The organism is Xanthomonas sp. NCPPB 1638, from assembly GCF_041475635.2.
Classification (GTDB): Bacteria; Pseudomonadota; Gammaproteobacteria; order Xanthomonadales; family Xanthomonadaceae; genus Xanthomonas; species Xanthomonas cucurbitae.
The window spans coordinates 1583138-1605307 of sequence record NZ_CM192984.1 but is presented as its reverse complement, the minus strand read 5'-3'; the positions used below and the strand labels follow the sequence as shown (position 1 = coordinate 1605307).

16 protein-coding genes, 1 other RNA gene and 1 pseudogene are annotated in these 22170 nt (G+C 67.3%); 9 read left to right on the top strand and 9 right to left on the bottom strand.

All coding sequences use genetic code 11. The annotated features are described in order from the left end of the window. Positions 1–127 precede the first annotated feature (127 nt). Positions 128–691: a phasin family protein gene (locus ACCQ13_RS06970; RefSeq protein WP_104601693.1), complete on the top strand. Its 564-nt coding sequence runs from the start codon at positions 128–130 to the stop codon at positions 689–691. A gap of 332 nt (positions 692–1023) precedes the next feature. Continuing rightward, complete coding sequence (locus ACCQ13_RS06965) at positions 1024–2001, top strand: restriction endonuclease (RefSeq protein WP_104601694.1); 978 nt, start codon at positions 1024–1026, stop codon at positions 1999–2001. A 66-nt stretch (positions 2002–2067) separates the two neighbouring features. Here the strand turns inward: ACCQ13_RS06965 and hutC are convergent, their stop codons facing one another. After that, on the bottom strand, positions 2068–2820 hold the full coding sequence (gene hutC, locus ACCQ13_RS06960) for a histidine utilization transcriptional repressor HutC (RefSeq protein WP_223214445.1): 753 nt from the start codon (positions 2818–2820) through the stop codon (positions 2068–2070). Between the two features lie 92 nt (positions 2821–2912). Here hutC and ACCQ13_RS06955 point away from each other — a divergent pair. Beyond that, a non-coding RNA gene (locus ACCQ13_RS06955) (sX9 sRNA) lies at positions 2913–2989 on the top strand. A 4-nt stretch (positions 2990–2993) separates the two neighbouring features. Here the strand turns inward: ACCQ13_RS06955 and ACCQ13_RS06950 are convergent. Then, on the bottom strand, positions 2994–4370 hold the full coding sequence (locus tag ACCQ13_RS06950) for a formimidoylglutamate deiminase (RefSeq protein WP_104601695.1): 1377 nt from the start codon (positions 4368–4370) through the stop codon (positions 2994–2996). A gap of 60 nt (positions 4371–4430) precedes the next feature. Between ACCQ13_RS06950 and hutI the strand changes: the two genes are divergently transcribed. The 5 genes from hutI (at position 4431) to ACCQ13_RS06925 (ending at position 10885) form a co-directional block, all read left to right on the top strand. Then, the gene (gene hutI / locus ACCQ13_RS06945; protein WP_104601696.1) at positions 4431–5630 is read left to right on the top strand and encodes an imidazolonepropionase; all 1200 of its coding nucleotides are present in this window, start codon (positions 4431–4433) and stop codon (positions 5628–5630) included. Positions 5631–5653: 23 nt separating this feature from the next. Further along, positions 5654–7201, top strand: a complete 1548-nt coding sequence (gene hutH, locus ACCQ13_RS06940; protein ID WP_104601697.1) for a histidine ammonia-lyase — start codon at positions 5654–5656, stop codon at positions 7199–7201. 181 nt (positions 7202–7382) lie between these two features. Continuing rightward, entirely contained in the window at positions 7383–8240 is an 858-nt protein-coding gene (gene hutG / locus ACCQ13_RS06935) for an N-formylglutamate deformylase (protein WP_159406880.1), read from the top strand. 16 nt (positions 8241–8256) lie between these two features. Continuing rightward, a complete protein-coding gene (gene hutU, locus ACCQ13_RS06930; RefSeq protein WP_104601699.1) occupies positions 8257–9918 on the top strand; it encodes a urocanate hydratase in 1662 nt (553 codons plus the stop codon). Between the two features lie 241 nt (positions 9919–10159). Then, positions 10160–10885 (top strand): hypothetical protein, encoded by a 726-nt coding sequence (locus ACCQ13_RS06925; RefSeq protein WP_104601811.1) that lies wholly within the window; start codon positions 10160–10162, stop codon positions 10883–10885. A gap of 137 nt (positions 10886–11022) precedes the next feature. On the opposite strand, the gene gyrA is transcribed toward ACCQ13_RS06925, so the two are convergent. The 5 genes from gyrA to ligA form a co-directional block, all read right to left on the bottom strand. Then, the gene (gene gyrA / locus ACCQ13_RS06920) at positions 11023–13719 is read right to left on the bottom strand and encodes a DNA gyrase subunit A (RefSeq protein ID WP_104601700.1); all 2697 of its coding nucleotides are present in this window, start codon (positions 13717–13719) and stop codon (positions 11023–11025) included. Between the two features lie 209 nt (positions 13720–13928). Next, positions 13929–14993: an S-methyl-5-thioribose-1-phosphate isomerase gene (gene mtnA, locus ACCQ13_RS06915; protein ID WP_104601701.1), complete on the bottom strand. Its 1065-nt coding sequence runs from the start codon at positions 14991–14993 to the stop codon at positions 13929–13931. Between the two features lie 56 nt (positions 14994–15049). Then, complete coding sequence (locus ACCQ13_RS06910; RefSeq protein ID WP_167526850.1) at positions 15050–15730, bottom strand: DUF3011 domain-containing protein; 681 nt, start codon at positions 15728–15730, stop codon at positions 15050–15052. A 235-nt stretch (positions 15731–15965) separates the two neighbouring features. Further along, positions 15966–16928: an EF-P lysine aminoacylase EpmA gene (gene epmA, locus ACCQ13_RS06905; RefSeq protein ID WP_372372362.1), complete on the bottom strand. Its 963-nt coding sequence runs from the start codon at positions 16926–16928 to the stop codon at positions 15966–15968. Next, positions 16925–19426: an NAD-dependent DNA ligase LigA gene (gene ligA, locus ACCQ13_RS06900; protein ID WP_104601703.1), complete on the bottom strand. Its 2502-nt coding sequence runs from the start codon at positions 19424–19426 to the stop codon at positions 16925–16927. The genes epmA and ligA overlap by 4 nt, the downstream gene beginning before the upstream one ends. 195 nt (positions 19427–19621) lie before the next feature. Here ligA and ACCQ13_RS06895 point away from each other — a divergent pair. Beyond that, positions 19622–20746, top strand: a pseudogene (locus ACCQ13_RS06895) (pyridoxal phosphate-dependent aminotransferase). A 257-nt stretch (positions 20747–21003) separates the two neighbouring features. Here ACCQ13_RS06895 and ACCQ13_RS06890 read toward each other — a convergent pair. Together ACCQ13_RS06890 and zipA are read right to left on the bottom strand one after the other, a co-directional pair. Continuing rightward, entirely contained in the window at positions 21004–21408 is a 405-nt protein-coding gene (locus ACCQ13_RS06890; RefSeq protein ID WP_104601704.1) for a hypothetical protein, read from the bottom strand. 9 nt (positions 21409–21417) lie between these two features. Then, positions 21418–22143: a cell division protein ZipA gene (gene zipA, locus ACCQ13_RS06885; protein ID WP_104601705.1), complete on the bottom strand. Its 726-nt coding sequence runs from the start codon at positions 22141–22143 to the stop codon at positions 21418–21420. Positions 22144–22170: the final 27 nt, after the last annotated feature.

Here is a 22170-nt window from a genome sequence, read left to right as displayed (position 1 = left end):
GTCACCCGCCCCTCGCCGGATGGGCGGATGCTTGGATAGGCTTGCCCGCGCCACGTTTCACTTGCCCGATGCAGGGCCGGCACTAGGGTGAACCCAACGTCACTTCGGCAATCGACAGGAGCATCGCATGACGACCGGATACGATCAGAACGGTAACCGCGACACCGCCGCTTCGGGCTTCCAGGCCCAGGCGGAGCAGATTTCGCGCCGGCTCGGCGAATCGGCGCAAACCGTGTGGCTGGCCGGGCTAGGTGCACTCGGGCGCGTGCAAAGCGAGGGCGGCAAGTTGTTCGACTCGCTGGTGCGCGAAGGCGCCGCCTACGAGCGTACCGGCCAGCGCAAGGCAGCCGAGAGCGTGGACGAGCTGCGCGAAGAGGTGGAAACCCAGTTCGAACAGGCCCGCGACACCGCGGTGCGTGGCTGGGACAAGCTGGGCAAGGCCTTCGACGAGCGCGTCAAGGGCGTGCTGCGCACGCTCAATATCCCCGAGCAGGAGGAGCTGGAAAACCTGCGCCGCGAGGTCGAATCGCTGAAGGCCCAGGTGCGCGCCAATACCGCGGCGACCAAGCGGGCCAACCGCACCGCCAACCAGGCCGCGCAGGCCGCCGGTGGTGATTCCGCAGGCAGTGGCCCGGCCGGTCCCAGCGGTGCCTCCACGTCCGGCAATGCGGCGGCTTTCGACGGGGAATAAGGCCTGCTTGGTACCGGAGGCGGTGCGAGCGTTCGCTCCGCCGCCGCGCCTGGAACCGGGCGCGGCGGCGGGTGCTGCCGTCTTCATGGAACAGCGGAGGCAGCGCCACCGCCTTTGATGTTGCAAAGCAACATGGTTTTTTGGACAATCGGGCACGGCCCGCCAGTCCTGCTTCACGAAGTCCGTTTGCTCCCCTCCCCTCACGGCTTCGGACTGGCGGGTCTTTCGCTGCCTGGGTCACGGCGCGTGATATCGCCGCTCGCGATCCATTGACGAATCCCGCCTGAAGGATTCTTCTAAGAGCATCGACTCGTAATACGCGTCATACCTTGATGCTTATGCCTTCCTGGATTCTGGCGCTGATCGCTGCATTGCTGCTCTGGCTGGCGGTGTGCGCCTATGTGTGGTTGGTGCGGCGCCGCGCCGACGAAACCACCGAAGGCATCCGCGCCCTGGCGGCCATGCATTGGCGCGACTTTTCCGCCGTGGTGCTGCGTGTCCTGCAGGACCAGCGCGGCTGGCAGCCGACCCATGTACCGCAGGACGGCCTGCCGACCGCCGACTTCATGATGCAAACCGACCATGGCACCCGCCTGGTGGCCTGCAAGCACGGCCGCGGTTACCGCATTGGCGTGGCCGCGGTGAATGAGCTGGGCGCGATGGCCCGCCTGGCCGGCGCCAGTGGTGGCGTGATGGTGACCGAAGGGCGCATGGAGCGCGAAGGCCTGGCGGCGGCCGAAAAGCAGTCCATCGAAGTGCTGGACGGCACGCGTCTATGGCCCTTGCTCAAGCCTTATCTGCCGGGCGATGTGGAAACCGGCGTGGTGGGCAAGGCCAGGCGCCGCGCCATCCGCCACAGCAGCATCGCCGGTGCCGCACTGGCGATGCTGGCGCTGGCGGCAGTGCTGGGACTACGCGCGCCGCAGCCCACCTCGACAGCGATGCCCAGGGCGGCGGCGGGCAAGACACCACCTGCGCAGGCAGCTGCGCCCACCGCGCAAGCTGTTCCGGCCACACCGGCTCTAACCACCCTGCCGGCAGCGGCCGCCGGCGAACCGGATGCGGCAACGTTGCAAGGCTACCGGCGCGACGTCTCCAGGACGCTGGCGCAGACACCTGGCCTGGTGCGCGGCATCTGGATCACGCAGGCCACGCTGGCGGTGGATCGCACTGTCGAGGACAGCGCGGCCTGGCCACTGATCTGCGAGGAACTCAAGCGTTACCCGTATCTGCGCACCGTGCGCGTGCAGCTCAATCCCCGCGCAGGGGTGGCCGAACCGGTGCGCTGGCGGCAGTGCACGACGATTTGAATCGGGAATCGGGAATCGGGAATCGGTGCAGTCGGACACAGCTGGCGCCAGTGCCTGGTACTGGCCTCAGCGCATTCCCGGCGCGAACCGCGCCACCAGGTCGTAGGAGCCGCCCAGGAACCACTGCCGCACGTAGGTTACCGGCTGTTCGCCGCGCCAGGTGTGGCGGTCGATGACCAGGCAGGCGGCGCCTTCGTCCACCTGCAATTGCCTGGCCTGTTCGGCATCGGCGCCGACGGCGCTGATGCGGTGTTCGGCGCGCGTCCACGGCACGTTGCGCAGCAGCCAGCTGCCTGGCGCCACCTCGGTGAACGGCTGCGCCAGGGCATCGGGCACGGTGGTGATATCGATCACGCGCTGCTCCAGTGCGAACGGGCTGCCATCGGCCAGATGCACGCTTTCCAGCGCCAGCAGCTTGCCGGTGCTGCCCAATGCACGCTCTTGCGGCACGCGCTGGCGCACGCTGCGCAGCCGCCGCGAGAGCAGCGAAAACCGGTAGGCGTGACCGCGCGTGGTCATTTCCACCTCGATGTCCGGGATCGACAGCGCCACCTGTTCCAGATGCGGATGCGGCCGCGCCACGAACGAGCCGGTGCGGCGGCGGCGTTCGATCATGCCGGCGTCGGCCAGCAGGCCGAGCACCTTGTTGACCGTCATGCGCGAGCAGCCGTAGTGCGCCATCAACTCATGCTCCGGCGGAATACGGTGCCCGGGCGGCCAGTCGCCACTGTGAATCCGCTGCTCAAGATCCTGCCGGATGCGTTGGTGCAAGGTGCCGGGCGCGGCGATGGGGATGGCGGTCAAAGCGGAGGTCTCCAGTCAGGCCTGCATTGTGCGCGCATCCGCTTAGAGCAGCTAACAGAACGACGGCGCTCACCGCCAGGCGGGTGCGGCCGGTGCCCGGAATCGGCATTGACCACTCGTAACACTCCGGTTCCTGCGCGCCGTCCGCATCCAGCTGACGACTGCTCGCTACGGTGTGTTAGCCGCGCTCATTGACCCAGCACGGTGCGCAGGATTTGCGCAAAACGCGCGGCGATCCGCGCACGGTCCACATGCCGTCCGTCGCGTACCACAGGCTGGCCGTTGCGCCAGACGTTGCGCACCGCCGTGCCGCGCGCGGCAAACAGCCAACTGTCCAATAGGGCATCGTCACTGCGCGCCAGCAAGGCCGGGTGCGTCAGATCCAGTTCCACCAGATCGGCCGCCGCACCGACCCGTATCCCTTGCTGCGCGACACCCAACGCCTGCGCTGCGCCGTTACCTGCGCGCTCGTACAACCAGCGGCCGCTGGAAACCTCCGCCGGCGCCAGCACATTGCGCGCCTGCAGCGTCAAGCGCTGGCCGTATTCGAGCAGGCGCAGCTCTTCGGCGGCATCGATCAACACGTTCGAATCCGAGCCGACGCCGAAGCGACCACCGGCCGCGGCAAAGGCCTGCATCGGAAAGATCCCGTCGCCCAGGTTGGCCTCGGTGATCGGGCACAGCCCGACCACCGCGCCGCGTTGCGCCATCGCCTGCACCTCGCTGGCGGTGACATGCGTGGCATGCACCAGACACCAGCGCGTATCCACCGGTGCATTGGCCAGCAGCCACTCCACCGGCCGCTGGCCCGACCACGCCAGGCAGGCGTCCACCTCGCGCTGCTGCTCGGCGATATGGATGTGGATCGGCCCATCGGTGAGCGGCATCAACTCCGCCAGTTGCTGCGGCGTGACCGCGCGCAGGCTGTGCGGCGCCAGTCCGAGCACGGCATCCGGTAGCGTCTTGAGGCTGTGGCGGCAGTCGTCGAGCAGGCGCGCGAAACCGTCGATGTCGTGGATCAACCGCCGCTGCGCGACGTTCGGTGCGGCACCGCCGAAGTCCGAATGCGCGTAGAACACCGGCAACAGGGTCAGTCCGATCCCGGTATTGGCGGCGGCCGCTGCGATGCGCCCGGACATTTCCCCGGCCTGCGCGTAGGGCGTGCCGCCGGGGCTGTGGTGCAGGTAATGGAATTCGCCCACCCGGGTGAAGCCGCTCTCCAGCATTTCCACGTAGGCCTGCTCGGCGATCGCCTGCAGGCTGTCCGGGTCCAGCTGGTCGACGAAGCGGTACATCAGCTCGCGCCAGCTCCAGAAACTGTCGCCGCTGCGCCCGCCGACTTCGGTCAGCCCCGCCATGCCACGCTGGAAGGCATGACTGTGCAGGTTGCCCAGGCCGGGCAGCAGCACCTCGCAGCGGAGGTCGGCACCGCCGGGCGCGGCCTCCGGCTGCACCGCGACGATGCGCCCTTGCGCCAGCGTGATCCGCACCTGGCTGGCCCAGCCTTCCGGCAGCAAGGCCCGGGCGGCCCAAAACACCTGCGCATGTGCCTGCTCGTCTGCCACTGGACACCTCCGATCGACGACTCTATTGTATATACATATCAGACACCCTGAGCCTGCGCCATGCATTGCGACGTTCTCTGGCACAACGCGCAACTGATGACCCTGGACGCCGCCGATGGTGGCCTGGGCATCGTGGACGACGGCGTGGTCGCCTGCCAGGACGGTGGCATCGTCTACGCCGGCCCGGCCGCGCAGGCGCCGGCATTGACCGCCGGCATCGCGCACGACTGCCAGCGGCGCTGGATCAGCCCGGGCCTGATCGATTGCCATACCCACCTGGTCCATGCCGGCAACCGCGCCAACGAGTTCGAGCAACGCCTGCGCGGCGCCAGCTATGCGCAGATCGCCGCGGCCGGTGGCGGCATCGTGGCAACCGTGCGCGCCACCCGCGCTGCCGACGATGCGGCGCTGCTCGCATCCAGCCTGCCGCGCCTGGATGCGCTGCTCGCCGAAGGCGTGACCACGCTGGAGATCAAGTCCGGCTACGGGCTCACCCTGGAAGACGAAATCAAACAGCTGCGCGTGGCACGCCAGCTCGCCAGCTTGCGCCGGGTCGAGGTGGTGCCCACCTTTCTGGGTGCGCATGCGGTGCCGCCGGGCAGCGATGCACAGGCATATATCGATGTGGTCTGCACGCAGATGATTCCCGCCGTGGCCGCGCAAGGGCTGGCCGAGGCGGTGGATGTGTTCTGCGAGCATCTGGCGTTCTCGACCACGCAAGCCGAACAGGTGTTCGTCGCCGCGCAGGCGCACGGCCTGCAGGTCAAGATCCACGCCGAACAATTGAGCAACCAGCACGGCGCAGCGCTGGCCGCACGCCATGGCGCCTTGTCGGCTGACCATATCGAATACCTGGACCAGGCCGGCATCGAAGCGATGGCCGCCGCCGGCACGGTCGCGGTGCTGCTGCCGGGCGCGTTCTACTTCACCCGCGATACGCAACTGCCGCCGATCGCCGCGCTGCGTGCGGCCGGCGTGCCGCTGGCCTTGGCCACCGACTGCAACCCGGGAACCTCCCCGCTCACCAGCCCGTTGCTGGCGATGAACATGGCCGCCACCTTGTTCCGCATGACGGTGGACGAATGCATCGCCGGCTTCACCCGCGAAGCGGCGCGCGCGCTCGGCCGCAGTGCGCGGCTGGGACGGCTGCGCGCCGGCATGGACTGCGACCTGGCGATCTGGGACATCGAGGCGCCGGCTGACCTGGTGTATCGCATGGGCTTCAACCCGCTGCATGCCCGCGTCTGGCGCGGGCATTGAACCTGTTTACCTCTGGAGTTGTCATGAGTGCTTCTGTTGTTCTGCACCCCGGCGCTGTCACGCTGGCACAGTGGCGTGCGCTGTATCGCGGCGCCGAGGCGGCGCTGGATCCGGCCTGCGCGGCGGCGGTCTTGCGCAGCGCGCAGACGGTGGAAGCGATCGTCGCGCGCGGCGAACCGGTCTACGGCGTCAACACCGGCTTCGGCAAGCTGGCCAGCGTGCGCATCGAGCGCGACGACCTGGCGACCCTGCAGCGCAATATCGTGCTCTCGCATGCCGCCGGCGTCGGCGAGCCCACGCCGGTGCCGGTGGTACGGCTGATGATGGCGCTCAAGCTCACCAGCCTGGCCCAGGGCGCCTCGGGGGTGCAGCCGGACACGCTGGCCCTGCTTGAGGCGATGCTGCGCGCTGGGATCACCCCGGTGGTGCCATGCCAGGGCTCGGTGGGCGCATCGGGCGATCTGGCGCCGTTGTCGCATCTGGCTGCGGTGATGATCGGCGTGGGCGAAGCCTTCGTCGGTGGTCAACGGCTGCCGGCGGCCGACGCCCTGGCGCAGGCGCAGCTGCAACCGCGCGTACTCGGCGCCAAGGAAGGCTTGGCATTGCTCAACGGCACCCAGTTCTCCACCGCCTGCGCGCTGGCCGGCCTGTTCGAGATCGAGACCGTGTTGCAGGCGGCACTGGTCACCGGGGCATTGTCGGTGGAAGCGGCCAAGGGTTCGGATACGCCGTTCGATGCGCGCATCCATGCCCTGCGCGGGCAGCCGGGGCAGATCGCCACCGCTGCCGCGCTGCGCGCCCTGATGGCCGATTCGGCCATCCGCGAATCGCACCGGCTTGGCGATGTGCGCGTGCAGGACCCGTACTGCCTGCGCTGCCAACCGCAGGTGATGGGCGCGGCGCTGGATGTGATGCGCCAGGCTGCGCGCACGCTGGAAATCGAAGCCAATGGTGTCTCCGATAATCCGCTGGTCTTCAGCGACACCGGCGAAGCCTTGTCTGGCGGCAACTTCCACGCCGAGCCGGTGGCGTTTGCCGCCGACATGCTGGCAATGGCGGTGTGCGAGATCGGCTCGATCAGCGAACGCCGCACCGCGATGCTGGTGGACCCGGCCTTGTCCGGATTGCCGGCGTTTCTCACCCCGCGCCCGGGCCTGAACTCGGGCTTCATGATTCCGCAGGTCACTGCGGCGGCATTGGTATCGGAAAACAAGCAGCGCGCCTATCCGGCCAGCGTCGATTCGATTCCCACCTCTGCCAACCAGGAAGATCATGTGTCGATGGCCGCGCACGGCGCGCGCCGCCTGCTGGCGATGGCAGAGAACGCCGCGCATGTGATCGGCATCGAGTTGCTGGCTGCCGTGCAGGGCTGCGATTTCCATGCGCCGCTGCGCTCCAGCACCGCGCTGGAAGCCGCACGCGCCCTGCTGCGCGCACAGGTGCCGACGCTGCAGGACGACCGCTACTTCCATCCGGACATGCTGGCCGCCAGCGCCTTGGTGCGTTCCAATGCGCTGGCCTCGGCGGTGGCGGTGGCGGTGGCCTTGCCCGGCGTGGAGCAGGACGCATGAGCCCGCGACGTGCCCCGTGGTTGCCGATCGTCACGCCACGGCATGGCGCGACGTCGGTGGGTGCCGCACGCGCGTGCGTGCCCACAGCAGCTCTTGCTGCCGAATGCCTAGAGCGCGCTGACGGCGCACACGCGCATCGCCGGCGCAGGTCAACCCGCCGTCCCGCACGCAGAGCCCAGCCATGAGCGCCCTGCCCGACTGGCTGGAGATTCACCGTGGGCAGGCGCCGTTGCTCATCAGCTTCCCGCACACCGGCACCGAGCTGCCCGATGACGTGGCCGATCGTTTCGTGTCGCCGTGGCTGGCGCGGCGCGATGCCGATTGGTGGGTGCATCACCTGTACGACTTCGCCCAATTGCTGGGCGCCACCACGGTGCGCACCGCGATCTCGCGCTCGGTCATCGACGTCAATCGCGACCCCAGCGGCGCATCGCTGTACCCCGGCCAGAACACCACCGGCCTGTGCCCGCTGACCACCTTCGACAACCAGCCGCTGTATGCCGACGGCCTGGCGCCGGACCAGGCGCAGATCGATCAGCGCCGCGCGCGTTGGTTCGACCCGTATCACGCCGCGCTTGCCGAAGAGATTGCGCGCCTGCGCCAGCTGCACTCCAGCATCGTGGTGTACGACGCGCACTCGATCCGCTCGGTGATTCCGCATCTGTTCGACGGCGAGCTGCCGCAGTTCAACATCGGCAGCAACGACGACCGCAGTTGCGACCCGGTGCTGGTCGAGGCCGTAGAACAGCTCTGCCGCAGCAGCGGCTCCAGCACGGTGCGCAACGGGCGCTTCAAGGGCGGCTGGATCACCCGCCACTACGCGCACCCCGAGCACGGTGTGCACACGCTGCAGATGGAGCTGGCCTGTCGCGGCTACATGCGCGAACCGGACACCCTCACTCCGGACAACTGGCCCACGCCGTGGCAGCCGGTGCACGCGGCCGCATTGCGCGCAGTGCTGCGGCATGTGCTGCTGGCCTGCCTGCAGTTTGCCAACGCGCCCTCACCCGATACCGCGCCACCCGCGGCCCACCGTTGATTGCAAGGAACCCGGCATGACCCGTCACGATGCAACCCGCGTCATCCGCGCCGCCACCGGCAGCACGCTCACCGCCAGGAGCTGGCTGACCGAAGCGCCGTTGCGCATGCTGATGAACAACCTGGACCCGGACGTGGCCGAACGCCCGCAGGAACTGGTGGTCTACGGTGGCATCGGCCGCGCCGCGCGCGACTGGGAATCCTTCGATGCGATCGTCGCCGCACTTACCCGCCTGGAGGACGACCAGACCCTGCTCGTGCAGTCCGGCAAGCCGGTCGGCGTGTTCCGCACCCACGCCGATGCGCCGCGCGTGCTGATCGCCAATTCCAACCTGGTGCCACGCTGGGCCAATTGGGACCACTTCAACGCACTGGATAAGAAGGGCCTGGCGATGTACGGCCAGATGACCGCCGGCAGCTGGATCTACATCGGTGCGCAAGGCATCGTGCAGGGCACCTACGAAACCTTCGTGGAGATGGGCCGCCAGCATTACGGCGGCAACCTGGCCGGCAAGTGGTTGTTCACCGGCGGCCTCGGCGGCATGGGCGGCGCGCAGCCGCTGGCCGCGGTGATGGCCGGTGCGTCCTGCCTGGCGGTGGAATGCCGCCGTTCCAGCATCGACATGCGCCTGCGCACCGGCTACCTGGATACCTGGACCGACTCGCTGGACGAGGCGTTGCGCCTGATCGAGGAGTCATGCACGGCGAAGAAGCCGCTGTCGGTCGGCCTGCTCGGCAATGTGGCCGACGTGCTGGACGAACTGCTGGTGCGCGGGATCAAACCGGACCTGCTGACCGACCAGACCTCCGCGCACGACCCGGTCAACGGCTACCTGCCGCAAGGTTGGAGCGTGGAGCAATGGGACGACAAGCGCGTGAGCGCGCCGCAGGAGGTGGAAGCCGCCGCACGCGAGTCCATGGCCAACCACATCCGCGCCATGCTCACCTTCCACGCGCTCGGCGTGCCCACCGTGGATTACGGCAACAACCTGCGCCAGATGGCACTGGAACACGGCGTCGCCGATGCGTTCGACTTCCCCGGCTTCGTGCCCGCCTACATCCGCCCGCTGTTCTGTCGCGGTATCGGCCCGTTCCGCTGGGTGGCGCTGAGCGGCGATCCGGAAGACATTGCCAAGACCGACGCCAAGGTCAAGGAACTCATTCCCGACGATGCACACCTGCATCGCTGGCTGGACATGGCTGCGGAAAAAATCGCCTTCCAGGGCCTGCCGGCGCGGATCTGCTGGGTCGGGCTGGGCGACCGCCATCGGCTGGGCCTGGCTTTCAACGCGATGGTGCGCAGCGGCGAATTGAAGGCGCCGGTCGTCATCGGCCGCGATCACCTGGACAGCGGCAGCGTGGCCTCGCCCAACCGCGAAACCGAAGCCATGGCCGACGGCTCCGATGCGGTGTCCGACTGGCCGTTGCTCAATGCCCTGCTCAACACCGCATCGGGCGCCACCTGGGTCTCGCTGCATCATGGCGGCGGCGTCGGCATGGGCTTCTCGCAGCACGCCGGCATGGTCATCGTCTGCGACGGCAGCGAAGCGGCCGACAGGCGTCTGGAGCGCGTGCTCTGGAACGATCCGGCCACCGGGGTGATGCGGCACGCCGATGCCGGGTATGCCATTGCCATCGATTGCGCCAGAGCGCAGGCGTTGGATCTGCCGAGCCTCTGAACAACCGCACCCAGTGGCCTGGCGCCTTCCACCGGCCCGACACTACATGACCTCGTCACCCGGGCCGCACTCGGCCCGGTCCATTGCCAGGTGAACACCCACGCCGAGATCGCGCGGCCGCAGCCCTGCCACACCATCCAGTGCGCCGACCAACGACGGCCGGGCCCAGCGTTTCCATCGGTTGCCCTCAAGACTGGCCGCTGCAGGCCGACAAGGTATGCAACGTTTCGGGGAAACCTCCATGGGCATCTTGATCTACCTGGTGCCTGCCTGCGCACTCTGGGCGCTGATCGCCACCACACTGGCGTTCGTGCGCGGCCGGCAACTGCGTGCCGAATCCGGGCAGCTGGCCAGCACCCAGGACAGCCTGAGTCGCTACCAGGCAGCGGTGTCGCAGTTGAAGGCACGCGCAGCGGCCAGCGCGCTGGAGCTGGAATCCTTGCAGCGCAGCTATACCGTGCTCAAGCAATCACTGGAGCAGCACGAACACAACGCCGCCGAGCAGCAGGATGCGGGCAACGGCCAGGTGATTCCCACGGCGATGGTGCAGCAGCTGGATATCGCCAACGAGATCGGCACGCTGTTCACGCATGTGGCACGGGTGGCGCGCAGCCTGCGCCGCTACAGCGCCTACAGCCGCGGACACAACGCGCCCGAGCCCGCCACCGCCCGCTACGACCTGCATTGGCTGGCCGACTGCCTGCACAGCTTCGATCAGGTGGGCCACGCGCTGTTGCGCGGAAACATCGCCGCGCTAATCACCGCCTGCCAGGATCTGCTGTCGATGTACGACCACTATCTGAAGGACGGCTCCGGCTACAACAGCCGCGACACCTTCCAGCGCCTGAGCAGCGATGTCCCGTTGGCCGAAGCCACCGATGCCATCCGCTCGATCATCGTCAAGGCCACCCTGGCGCAGGATGTGCGGGATGCAGTGCAGGACGAGGCGGCGGCGGTGGCGCCGTGATTCGGGATGGGTCACCGTCATTGCGCTGCGGCGGGTACACGGTGCCGTGCTGAGCCGTAACGAACCTGGCAGGCGACCATGAAGAACGCCGGCTTGCGCCGGCGTTCTTGTTCAACGGCAGCGATGACACCGCTTGCTCATTCCTGACTCGGCGGCGGTAGTGCGGAAGCGACGGTAGCGGCCGCGTCCACCATCTCGTCGGCCTCCTCCAGCGAGGCATCCAGGCGTTCGACCGCCTGCAGCTTCTCGCCCTTGGACAGGCGGATCAGCGTCACGCCCTGCGTATTGCGACCCACGCGCGAGATTTCCGAACCGCGTGTACGCACCAGGGTGCCGCCGTCGGAAATCAGCAGCACTTCGTCGGTGGCGCCCAGCAACACCGCACGCACCAGCTTGCCGTTGCGCTCGGTGGTCTGGATGCCGATCACACCCTGCGTGCCGCGCCCCTTGCGCGGGTATTCGGCCAGCGGGGTGCGCTTGCCGTAGCCGTTCTCGGTGGCGGTGAGGATGTAGGCCACCTCGCCATCGTCGGCGACTTCGACCATCTCGGCGCCATCGATGGCCTCCACCACGTCCTCGCCAGTGTCTTCCTCGGCCTCGTCGTCAACGCCGCCGGCACGCTCGGCCACGATCAGGCTGACCACTTCCTCGCCCTTGGTTAGACGGATACCGCGCACGCCGGTGGCGGTACGGCCCATCGAACGCACGGTGGCTTCGCCAAAGCGCACGGTCTTGCCGTTGGAGGCGAACAACAACACGTCGCGGTCGCCATCGGTCAGCGCCACGCCAACCAGTGCATCGCCTTCATCCAGGTTGATCGCGATCTTGCCGCGCGCCAGGCGGAACGCGAACTCGCTCAGCGGTGTCTTCTTGACCGTACCGTTGCGGGTAGCGAAGAACACATAGCGGTTGTCGGCGTATTCGCGCACCGGCAGCACCGCCTGCACGCGCTCGCCGGCTTCCAGCGGAATCCAGTTGATGATCGGGCGGCCACGCGCATTGGAGCCGGCCTCCGGCAGCTGATGCACCGGCAGCCAGAACACCTTGCCGCTGCTGGTGAAGGTCAGCAGCGTGTCGTGGGTGTTGACCAGCCACAGCTGGTCGATGAAATCTTCTTCCTTGGTCGCCGCCGCCGAGCGGCCACGGCCACCACGGCGCTGCGCACGGTAGGCGCTCACCGGCTGACGCTTGGCATAGCCGGCGTGCGACAGCGTCACCACCACGTCTTCGGGTGCGATCAGATCCAGGATATCCAGGTCTTCTTCGCTGTGACGGATCTCGGTGCGACGCGCGTCGCCGTATTCTTCGCGTACGTTCTCCAGCTCGTCGCGGATCACCTTCAACAGCACATCCGGGTTTTCCAGGATGCGGATCAGGCCTTCGATGACGCCGAGCAGCTGCTTGTACTCGTCGGTCAGCTTTTCCTGTTCCAAACCGGTGAGGCGATGCAGACGCATTTCCAGGATCTGCGAGGCCTGTACTTCACTGAGCTGGTAGAACCCGCTGATGAGGCCCACGCCCGGCGGCAAGTCTTCCGGCTTGGACGCTTCGGCACCCGCAGCGCCCAGCAGCGCACCCACCAACCCCGGCTCCCAGGTCTTGGCCAGCATGCGCTCGCGCGCTTCCTGCGGATTGGCCGAGGTCTTGATGAGCTCGATCATCTCGTCGATGTTGGCCAACGCGACGGTCAGGCCTTCCAGCACGTGCGCACGCGCACGCGCCTTGCGCAGTTCATAAATCGTGCGGCGAGTGACCACCTCGCGGCGGTGGCGGATGAACGCCTCCAGCATCTGCTTGAGGTTCATCAACTGCGGGCGGCCGTCGATCAGCGCCACCATGTTGATGCCGAACACCGACTCCATCTGGGTTTGCTGGTACAGGTTGTTGAGCACAACCTCGGCCGACTCGCCGCGCTTGATTTCGATGTAGATGCGCATGCCGTCCTTGTCGGACTCATCGCGCAGCTCGCTGATGCCTTCGAGCTTCTTTTCCTTGACCAGCTCGGCGATCTTTTCGATCAGCCGTGCCTTGTTGACCTGGTACGGGATCTCGGTGACGACGATCGCCTCGCGGCCGTTGTCGGCCACTTCCACATCGGCCTTCGCACGGATGCGCACGCGGCCACGGCCGGTGCGATAACCGGCGGCGATGCCGGCGGTGCCGTTGATGATGCCGGCGGTGGGGAAATCCGGGCCAGGGATGTATTCCATCAGGCCTTCGACATCCAGCTCCGGGGTGTCGATCAGCGCGATGCAGGCATTGATCGCCTCGGTCAGGTTGTGCGGCGGGATGTTGGTGGCCATGCCCACCGCGATACCGGCCGAGCCGTTGACCAACAGGCTCGGGAACCGCGTCGGCATGACCGTCGGTTCCAGTTCCTTTTCGTCGTAATTGGGCTGGAAATCGACGGTTTCCTTGTCAATGTCGGCCATCAATTCATGCGCCAGCCGCGACATGCGCGACTCGGTGTAACGCATCGCCGCGGCAGAGTCGCCGTCGACCGAACCGAAGTTACCCTGGCCGTCCACCATCATGTAGCGCAGCGAGAACGGCTGCGCCATGCGCACCAGCGTGTCGTACACCGACTGGTCGCCGTGCGGGTGGTATTTACCGATGACGTCGCCGACGATACGCGCCGACTTGAAATAGGCCTTGTTGCTGTGTGCGCCCAGCTCGTGCATCGCGAACAACACGCGTCGGTGCACCGGCTTGAGGCCGTCACGGGCATCGGGGAGTGCGCGGCCCACGATCACGCTCATCGCGTAATCGAGATAGCTCTTGCGCATCTCGTCTTCCAGGTTGACCTGGATGATTTCCTTGGCGGTTTCTGCCATTCGGGTTCCGTAAGTGAGGTGGCGGGCGAGCCGGAAAGCCGCGTCGGGGGCGCCCTGGTGACAGGCTGCCGACCCCACGCTCCCGCCGATCGATTCAAGCGCCGGATTGTACCATGAAGGGCCACCCGGATGCCGCCGGTTTAGCGGCCAGAAACAAGCACTTGCGGGACTTTACGCGACGTTTGCGGCGCCCCGCCCCGACGCCGGGCTCAGCGGCCGAACGCGGCCTGCATGCGCCCCTGGTCGGGCTGCTCGATCACCCCGCGCTCGGTGACGATGGCATCGATCAGGCTGCCCGGGGTGACGTCGAACACCGGGTTCCAGGCATGAATGCCCTCGGCCACGGTGAGCACCCCGCCCACGCCGAACAATTCGCCCGGATCGCGCTGCTCGATCTCGATCTGGTCGCCGCTGGCGGTGGCCATGTCCACCGTGGACGAGGGCGCCACCACCATGAACCTGACCCCGTGGTGGCGGGCGGCAATGGCCAGCTGGTAGGTGCCGATCTTGTTGGCGGTATCGCCATTGGCGCAGATCCGGTCGGCACCCACGATCACCCACTGCACCAGGCCGGACTTCATCAGGTGGGCGGCGGCCGAGTCGGCGATCAGGGTGGCATCGATGCCGTCCTGCTGCAGCTCCCACACGGTCAACCGTGCGCCCTGCAGCCACGGCCGGGTTTCGCCGGCAAACACCTTGGCGATGCGCTGCTGCGCCACGCCGGCGCGGATCACGCCCAATGCAGTACCGAAGCCGGCGGTGGCCAGCGAGCCGGTGTTGCAGTGGGTCAGCACGCCGCTGCCCCGCGCGATCAGGCCGGCGCCCAGCGCGCCCATCTGGCGATTGGCGGCCAGGTCTTCATCGGCGATGGCCTGCGCCTCGCGCGCGATCACCTCGCGCCAGTCGGCGCCGGCCGCACCCAGCACCCGGCGCATGCGCATCAATGCCCAGGCCAGGTTCACCGCGGTCGGGCGCGCGGCGTTGAGCCGCAGCAGCGCCGGTTCGAGCTTCTGCAAGGCCGCACTGCCGTCGTCGGCCTGCACATCGCGTGCGGCCAGCAGCACGCCCCACCCGGCCGCAATGCCGATCGCCGGCGCACCGCGCACCGCCAGCGCATGGATGGCCTCGGCCACCGCATCGCTGGTCTGACAACGCAGGTGCTCCACCACGAAGGGCAGCTTGCGTTGATCGAGCAATTCCAGGGCATCGCCGGTCCACAGCAGCGGACGGATATGGTCGTAGCGGGCGTAATCGATGTGGGCGCTGTCGTTCATGCCGCCATTGTAAGGCGCGCGTACCGCGCCTGCGCCGGCACGCAGGCGGCGCGGCGTCAGTCGACGATGAATTCGGCCCGGCAGCCGTCGTTGACCCACACCCCATCGCGGCTCCAGCCCCAGGTCTGGCCTTCCACGCAGGGATTCCTGGAGATCTGCCGGCTCATCCGCACGCTGCGCTCCACCGAGACGCCGCAGGTGCGGCGTGCGCTCTTCTTGGATTCGCAGGTGACCAGCCGCGGCACCGCCACGAAGCCGGAACCATCCTCGGCGCCCACTTCGAATTCACCATCGCAACCGCGCGACACCCAGATCTCGTTGCGGCGCGTGCCCCAGGTAAATCCCTCCTTGCACGGCCACATAGAGCGCTGGCGCAACAGCCGTACCGGCGCACCACGCAGCACCACCGGGCACACCACCTTGCCGCCATTGGAATCGCAGCGCACCACCCGGCGCATCACGGTGGCCGCCGGTGCGGCGGTGGCGAACTCGGCACGGCAGCCCTGCTGGACCCACACGCCATCGTGGTCCACATCCCACTCGCTGCCACGGATGCAGTTGGTCTCGGACAGTTGGCGCACCAGCTGGACGCCATCGGCAGTCTCCATTGCACAATGCATGCGCGCCATGTCCCTGGACTCGCAGCGCACCACGGCAGTGCCGCGCTCGGCGCGCGCGTCGGCGACCATCAGCAGCGGCAAGCACCACAGACCGCAAAAGCCGATCAGCCATTTCATGCCGACAATCCTCACCCCGAAACGATCTAACGTCGCGCCCCCGTGGACGTGAAGATGAGAACATCTTCGATGTGAAGATCGCAATACGGCGGTTATGACAAGGCCATGGCAACCCAGCGTGGCCGGCCTGCTGCATCGCCAGGTATCAACTGCGGTAGGCGTGCGAGGCAACCGTCGCGGCGTGCGCACACTGCGCAGCAGCGCGAGCGTTCGCGCTGACTGCTGCCGGCACGGCTCAGGCGCGGGCGAACTCGAAGGCCAGCACGTCGGCAATCTGCGCGGTGCCGCGCAAGGCCATCAACAACCGATCCACCCCCACCGCCACGCCGGCGCAATCGGGCAGTTGCGACAACACCGCCAGCAACGGTTCGTCCAGCGGCAGCTGCGGCAGGCCGCGTGCGGCACGGACGGTATTGTCGCGCTGGAAACGCGCGCGTTGCTCCTGCGCATCGTTCAACTCGTGGTAGCCGTTGGCCACCTCGTAGGCCCCCAGATACAGCTCGAAGCGCTCGGCCACCGGTGGGCTGTCGTGACGGACCCGCGCCAGCGCGCATTGGCTGGCCGGCCAGTCGTGCACCACCGTCACCGTATCGGCGGCGAAGCCGGGCTGCAGGCAGTGGGTCATCAGCAGGTCCAGCCAATCGTCGCGCGTAAGCCCCTGCGGATCGATGGTGATCGCCTGCAACGGCGCGCGTAGCGTGGCAATCGGGTCCAGCAACGGGTCGATGCCCAGCCGCTGAACGAACAGCTCGCGGTAGCTCAACACCTGCACGCTGGCTTCGCGGTCGACCAGGGCCAGCGCACACTGCACCAGCGCGATGGTTTCCTGCGCCAGCGCACGGTCGTCCCAGCCCACCCGATACCACTCGAGCATGCTGAACTCGGGATTGTGGCGACCACCGGCTTCGCCATTGCGGAACACCCGCCCCAGCTCATAACAATCGCCCAGGCCGGCGGCGAGCAGGCGCTTGAGCGGGTATTCCGGCGAGGTGCGCAACCAGCGCACCGGTGCACCGGCATCCACGTGCCCGCTGAAGCGGGTGCTGAAGCTCTCGATATTTGGCTCGGTGTTGCCGGCCTGCGACAGCACCGGTGTTTCCACTTCCAATACGCCGCGTTCGGCGAAGAACTCGCGGATCGTGGCATTGAGCCGCGCGCGCAGCCGCAATGCCGCCAGATCGATCCGCGCTGCTGTCATGGCTGTTGCCCGTGTTCGCCCAGGAAGGCCAGCAGACGCGCTTCCTCCCAGATTTCCACGCCCAACGACTGCGCCTTGTCCAGCTTGGAACCGGCGTCCTCGCCCGCTACCAGAAACGCGGTCTTCTTCGATACGCTGCCGGCGACCTTGGCACCGAGTGCTTCGAGTCGCTGCTTGGCGCCATCGCGGGTCAATGCCGCCAACGTTCCCGTGATGACCACGGTCTGGCCGTCGAGCGGCCCGGCCTGTACAGCATCGGCCTGTGGCAGACGCGCCAGCAGCGTGTCCATCGCGCATTGCGCAGCAGCCGCCAGGGCGGCATTTTCCGGGCGATCCAGCCATTGCAGCAGCGCAGCCACCACCGGCGCCGGCACGCCGGCCTGCTGCAAGGCATCGGCGCCTGCAGTGCGCAAGGCATCGAACGAGGACACCGCAGCCGCCAATTGCTGCGCGCGCACCGGCGTCACTTTGGGGATGTCCATGTCGTCCAGCACGTTGGCAAAGCTCAGCTCGCCACGTAGCTTCGGCGAGGGCGGATGGGTGTCGCCGATGCGCACCTTGCGCGCCAGCAGATCATCGATGGCCTGCTGATTCCCAGGTTGATCGAAGAAATGGCCGAGCGAGCGCGCCACTTCGCCGCCGATATCGGGCACCCGTTTGAACAGCGGCCACGGCAAGTGGCGAATCAGTTCCAGATCGCCGAACCACGCCGACAAGGCCTTGGCGGTGCTTTCGCCCACATGCTCGATACCCAGTGCGAACAGGAAGCGCTCCAGCGTGGTGTCGCGCGATTTCTCGATCGCCTCGATCAGGTTCTCGGCCCACTTGGTGGCGATCTTGCGGCGGTTCCAGTCGAAGCCAGGCAGCCCTGCGCGTAGCAGATCGGCCTGCCAGGTGGGCGGGGCTTCGCGTTCGCCGGCCAGATCCACACCGATGCTGGCCACGGTGGCTTCCAGCTGCGCATACGCGCCACTGGCCAGATGCTCGCGCGCCTCGCGCAGGAACGCGTACGGACTGTCGGCGGTGCTGATCAGGCGCAACTGCAACAGTTGATCGACAGTGAGCAGATACAGATCGGCCACACCCTGCACCAGTCCGCTATCGACCAGCACCTCGATGAATTTCTCGCCCAGGCCGTCGACATCCATCGCACGCCGCGAGACGAAATGCCGGAACGCCTCCTTGCGCTGCGCCGGGCAGGTCAACTCGCCCGAGCACCGCCACACCGCCTGGCCCTCCTCGCGCACGATCTCCGAACCGCACACCGGGCATTGGGTGGGCATGCGCCATTGCTGCGTGCCCGCCGGGCGCTGCTCGGCCACCACGCCGGCCACCTCCGGAATCACATCGCCGGCCCGCCGTACGATCACCGTGTCGCCCACGCGCACGTCAAGCCGCGCGATCTGGTCGGCGTTGTGCAGGGTCGCGTTGGTGACGATCACCCCGGCCACATGCACTGGCGTGAGACGCGCCACCGGCGTGGCCGCACCGGTCCGGCCGATCTGGATCTCGATCGCCTCTACCGTGGTGGACTGCTCCTGCGCGGGGAACTTGTGCGCAATCGCCCAGCGTGGCGCTCGCGAGACAAAGCCCATTTCGCGCTGACCGGCCAGATCGTCGAGCTTGTAGACCACCCCGTCGATATCGAAGGCCAGCCCGTCGCGCGCGGCGCCGATGCGCTGGTAATACGCCAACAACTCTTCGCTGCCCTGCACCACCTCGACCAGCTGGCTGACCGGAAAGCCCCATTCGCGCAACTGCGCCAGGATGGCCGAATGCGTCTGCGGCAGCGTCCCGTCGCGTACCTCGCCCACGCCGTAGGCGAAGAAGCTCAACGGGCGCTGCGCGGTGATGCGCGCATCCAGCTGACGCAGCGAGCCGGCCGCACCATTGCGCGGATTGGCCAGCACCTTGCCGCCCTGTGCGCGCATCTGCGCGTTGTAGGTTTCAAAGGCCGCGCGCGGCATGTAGACCTCGCCGCGCACCTCCAGCACCTTCGGCCAGCCCTGCCCGCGCAGGCGCAGCGGAATTGCCTTGACCGTGCGCAGATTCGCGCTGACATCCTCACCGGTGGCACCGTCGCCGCGGGTGGCACCCTGCACGAACTCGCCGTCTTCGTAGCGCAGGCTGATGGCCAGGCCGTCGAGCTTGGGCTCGGCGCAGAACACCGGCTGCCTGACCTCCAACCGTTCGCTGATGCGGCGCACGAATTCGCTCACTTCTTCGTCGCTGAAGGCATTGCCCAGCGACAACATCGGCAGCGCATGCCGCACCTCGGCAAAGCGCGATGCGGCCAGGTAGCCCACGCGCTGGGTCGGCGAATCGGCGCTGGCCAGCGCCGGATGCTCGGCCTCCAGCACCTCCAGCTCGCGCATCAGGCGGTCGTAATCCACGTCGGCCATCTGCGGCTCGTCAAGCACGTGATAGCGGTAGTTCGCGTCGTCGATGCGACGGCGCAGGGCATCGATGCGCTGGGCGGGATCCGGGCTGGCAGTCATACGAGGGCGGCAACGGCGTAGGCGGTCGCATAGTCTACCGGCGACGGCCAATCGTGGCCGTGGACGCCGCCCGCGTGCCTCAACCTGCGCGCGCTGGCCGCACGAGACAGTCGTCAGCGCATGTTCCGATAGGCAGACCGGCGCAAACCCGCTAGCGTGGCGCCCTGTTCACCGCGCCCTGCTCTGGAGTTCATCGTGTCGCTGCCCGTTTCGCGCCGTTCGTTTCTTGGTCTTGCCAGCTCCGGGCTGGCGGTGTCCGCACTCGGGTTGAGTTCGCCTGCCGAGGCCGCCCGCAAGCGCGCCGCCGCGCCCGCTGCCCCCGGCGTGGCGCCTGCCGCCGGTACCGTGTACCTCAACTACAACGAACATCCGCTGGGGCCCTCCCCGGCCGCGCTGGACGCGGCCACGCGGTCGCTGGCGCGTGCTGGCCGCTATCAGTTCGAGATGGAGCAGGATCTGCGCAACCTGATGGCCGGCGAATTGCAGCTGCCGAACGATCACATGGCGTTTTTCCCAGGCTCCAGCGACCCGTTGAATCGCACCGGCACCCTGTTCACCTCGCCGCGCGCAGGTCTGGTCATCGCCGACCCGACCTTCGAAGCGCTGGCCGATGTCGCTATCGCACATGGCGCACCGGTACGTCGCGTGCCCTTGCGGGCCGATGGCGCGCACGACGTCAAGGCAATGGCCAAGGCCGATCCGACCGCTGGCCTGATTTACGTGTGCAACCCCAACAATCCCACCGGTTCGATCACGCCGCGCGCAGACATCGAATGGCTGTTGGCAAACAAACCGGCCAGTGCGGTGCTGGTGGTCGACGAGGCCTATATTCAGTACAGCAACGAGACCTCGGTGGTGGACCTGGTGCGCCAACGCCAGGACCTGATCGTGCTGCGCACGTTTTCCAAGTTGTACGGCATGGCCGGGCTGCGACTGGGCGCGGCCATCGCCCCGCCGGGCCTGTTGACCAAGCTCGCCACGCTGGGCGGTAACCCGCTGCCGGTACCCGCCATGGCGGCCGGCATCGCCAGCCTGCGCGATCCCTTGCTGGTACCGACACGTCGCGCCGAGAACGCGCGCGTGCGCGAGGACACCATCGCCTGGCTCAAGGGCAAGGGCTACACCTGCCTGCCATCGCAGGCCAATTGCTTCATGGTGGACATCAAGCGCGATGCCAAGGTGTTTGCCGACTCGATGCAGAAGCAGGGTGTCATGGTTGGCCGCAGCTGGCCGATCTGACCCAAGCGCGTCCGCGTGACCGTGGGCACCGAGGCGGAAATGCTGCGCTTCCGCGAGGCGTTCACCAAAGCCAAACGCTAACTCGCGAAGCGTTCGATAAAGCCGACGCGGACCCTTCTCCCATCGGGACATTGTCCCCCTTTATGGGGGAGAAGGTGCCCCGAAGGGGCGGATGAGGGGGCGCCTCGGGAATCTGCCAGCATCTGTAATGACAAACGCATCGCCACGCGCCGTCAGAATTGAATCACCGACTGCTCCGCTTACACGCCCCGTACCCTCACCCCAACCCCTGCTCCGTGCCCCGCGCTTGCGGCGCGGGCGCTCCAAGGCCCGCGCGCCTACGGCACGAGAGCCGTGCCTTCTCGCCCCGCAGGGAGAGGGGCTTTCGTGCGCAACGTGCGCCGGATCCACAGATAGCTGATGACGAAGGTCAGCACCATCGAGCCGGCATTCCACAGCAGCAGCTCGCGCAGCATCGGCGCGCCCTGCAAGATGTGGGCGTAATAGCGGGAATCGATCAGCGCGATCGCATGCGGCATGAACACGCTGATGAACGGTGTTGGCACCGGCGCAACCAGCAAGGTGATCGCGACCGCAAAGCCAGCCACCACCCTGGGTGAGTTGCGCGGGCGTGCGCGCAGACGCGCGGCGACCCGTGTAACGATCCACAACAACGGCATCGCCAGGATTGCCCACAGCATCAACAGCAATGCCACCGCCAACATGCCCTGCAGGCTCAGCATGGGCTCAACTCACCAGCGCGGCGGTTTGGTCAGTGGCGGGGCCTGGTGCTGGCGGTCGTAGGCGCGCAGTTCGTCGCGGATATGCGCCACCCGCTGCCGACCCAATGCATTGCGGCTGTCGTCCAGCACCACACCATCCAGCAACTCGGCGATGCGCTGCACGGTGGGCAGCATCTTTTCCCAGGCATCGAGCGCGGTCATCGGCGCCGGCAAGGTCAGGAAGAAAGCGATCGCCGGCGTCTGCATCTCGCGGATGTTGGCCATGTCGAAGCTGCCCGGCTTGAGGATGCTGGCCATGCTGAAGATCGGCCCGCGCTCGGGGTGGCCCTCGACCAGGCGATGGAACACATTCATATGGCCGAATACCAGGCCGGTCTTTTCGGCCGCCACCACCACGTCTTCGCCGCGCAGGATCTGGCCCGCCTTGGCCGCGACGAACAGCGACACGATCTTGTCGAAATCCTGGTTCGGGCGCTTGCCAACATCGCTGCCGCCGGTGCTGTCCTGCGCATCCAGCTCAAGTTCGCTCTGTTCGGCACTGCGCTCGAACACCTCGCCCTGCACATCGGCATCGCCGGAAATCGACGGCTCGCGGCGCTCGCGCGGTTGCCCCTCGTCCTTGTCCACCCGGCGCCCCTGCGGCGACTTTTTCGGGCGGCCGAACAGGAAAATGGCCGCGACCAGCAGCAGCCCGGCGATCAGGATTCCGATCCGGATCATGGCCATGTCGGACATTCAGCGTGCCTCCGCAATAAAGTGACA

What these genes read in the sequence shown, in the direction of transcription:
- ACCQ13_RS06970 (WP_104601693.1), top strand. Translation starts at nt 128, where the DNA reads ATGACGACCGGATACGATCAGAACGGTAACCGCGACACCGCCGCTTCG.
- ACCQ13_RS06965 (WP_104601694.1), top strand. Translation starts at nt 1,024, where the DNA reads ATGCTTATGCCTTCCTGGATTCTGGCGCTGATCGCTGCATTGCTGCTC.
- hutI (WP_104601696.1), top strand. Translation starts at nt 4,431, where the DNA reads ATGCATTGCGACGTTCTCTGGCACAACGCGCAACTGATGACCCTGGAC.
- hutH (WP_104601697.1), top strand. Translation starts at nt 5,654, where the DNA reads ATGAGTGCTTCTGTTGTTCTGCACCCCGGCGCTGTCACGCTGGCACAG.
- hutG (WP_159406880.1), top strand. Translation starts at nt 7,383, where the DNA reads ATGAGCGCCCTGCCCGACTGGCTGGAGATTCACCGTGGGCAGGCGCCG.
- hutU (WP_104601699.1), top strand. Translation starts at nt 8,257, where the DNA reads ATGACCCGTCACGATGCAACCCGCGTCATCCGCGCCGCCACCGGCAGC.
- ACCQ13_RS06925 (WP_104601811.1), top strand. Translation starts at nt 10,160, where the DNA reads ATGGGCATCTTGATCTACCTGGTGCCTGCCTGCGCACTCTGGGCGCTG.
- gyrA (WP_104601700.1), bottom strand. Translation starts at nt 13,719, where the DNA reads ATGGCAGAAACCGCCAAGGAAATCATCCAGGTCAACCTGGAAGACGAG.
- mtnA (WP_104601701.1), bottom strand. Translation starts at nt 14,993, where the DNA reads ATGAACGACAGCGCCCACATCGATTACGCCCGCTACGACCATATCCGT.
- ACCQ13_RS06910 (WP_167526850.1), bottom strand. Translation starts at nt 15,730, where the DNA reads ATGAAATGGCTGATCGGCTTTTGCGGTCTGTGGTGCTTGCCGCTGCTG.
- epmA (WP_372372362.1), bottom strand. Translation starts at nt 16,928, where the DNA reads ATGACAGCAGCGCGGATCGATCTGGCGGCATTGCGGCTGCGCGCGCGG.
- ligA (WP_104601703.1), bottom strand. Translation starts at nt 19,426, where the DNA reads ATGACTGCCAGCCCGGATCCCGCCCAGCGCATCGATGCCCTGCGCCGT.
- ACCQ13_RS06890 (WP_104601704.1), bottom strand. Translation starts at nt 21,408, where the DNA reads ATGCTGAGCCTGCAGGGCATGTTGGCGGTGGCATTGCTGTTGATGCTG.
- zipA (WP_104601705.1), bottom strand. Translation starts at nt 22,143, where the DNA reads ATGTCCGACATGGCCATGATCCGGATCGGAATCCTGATCGCCGGGCTG.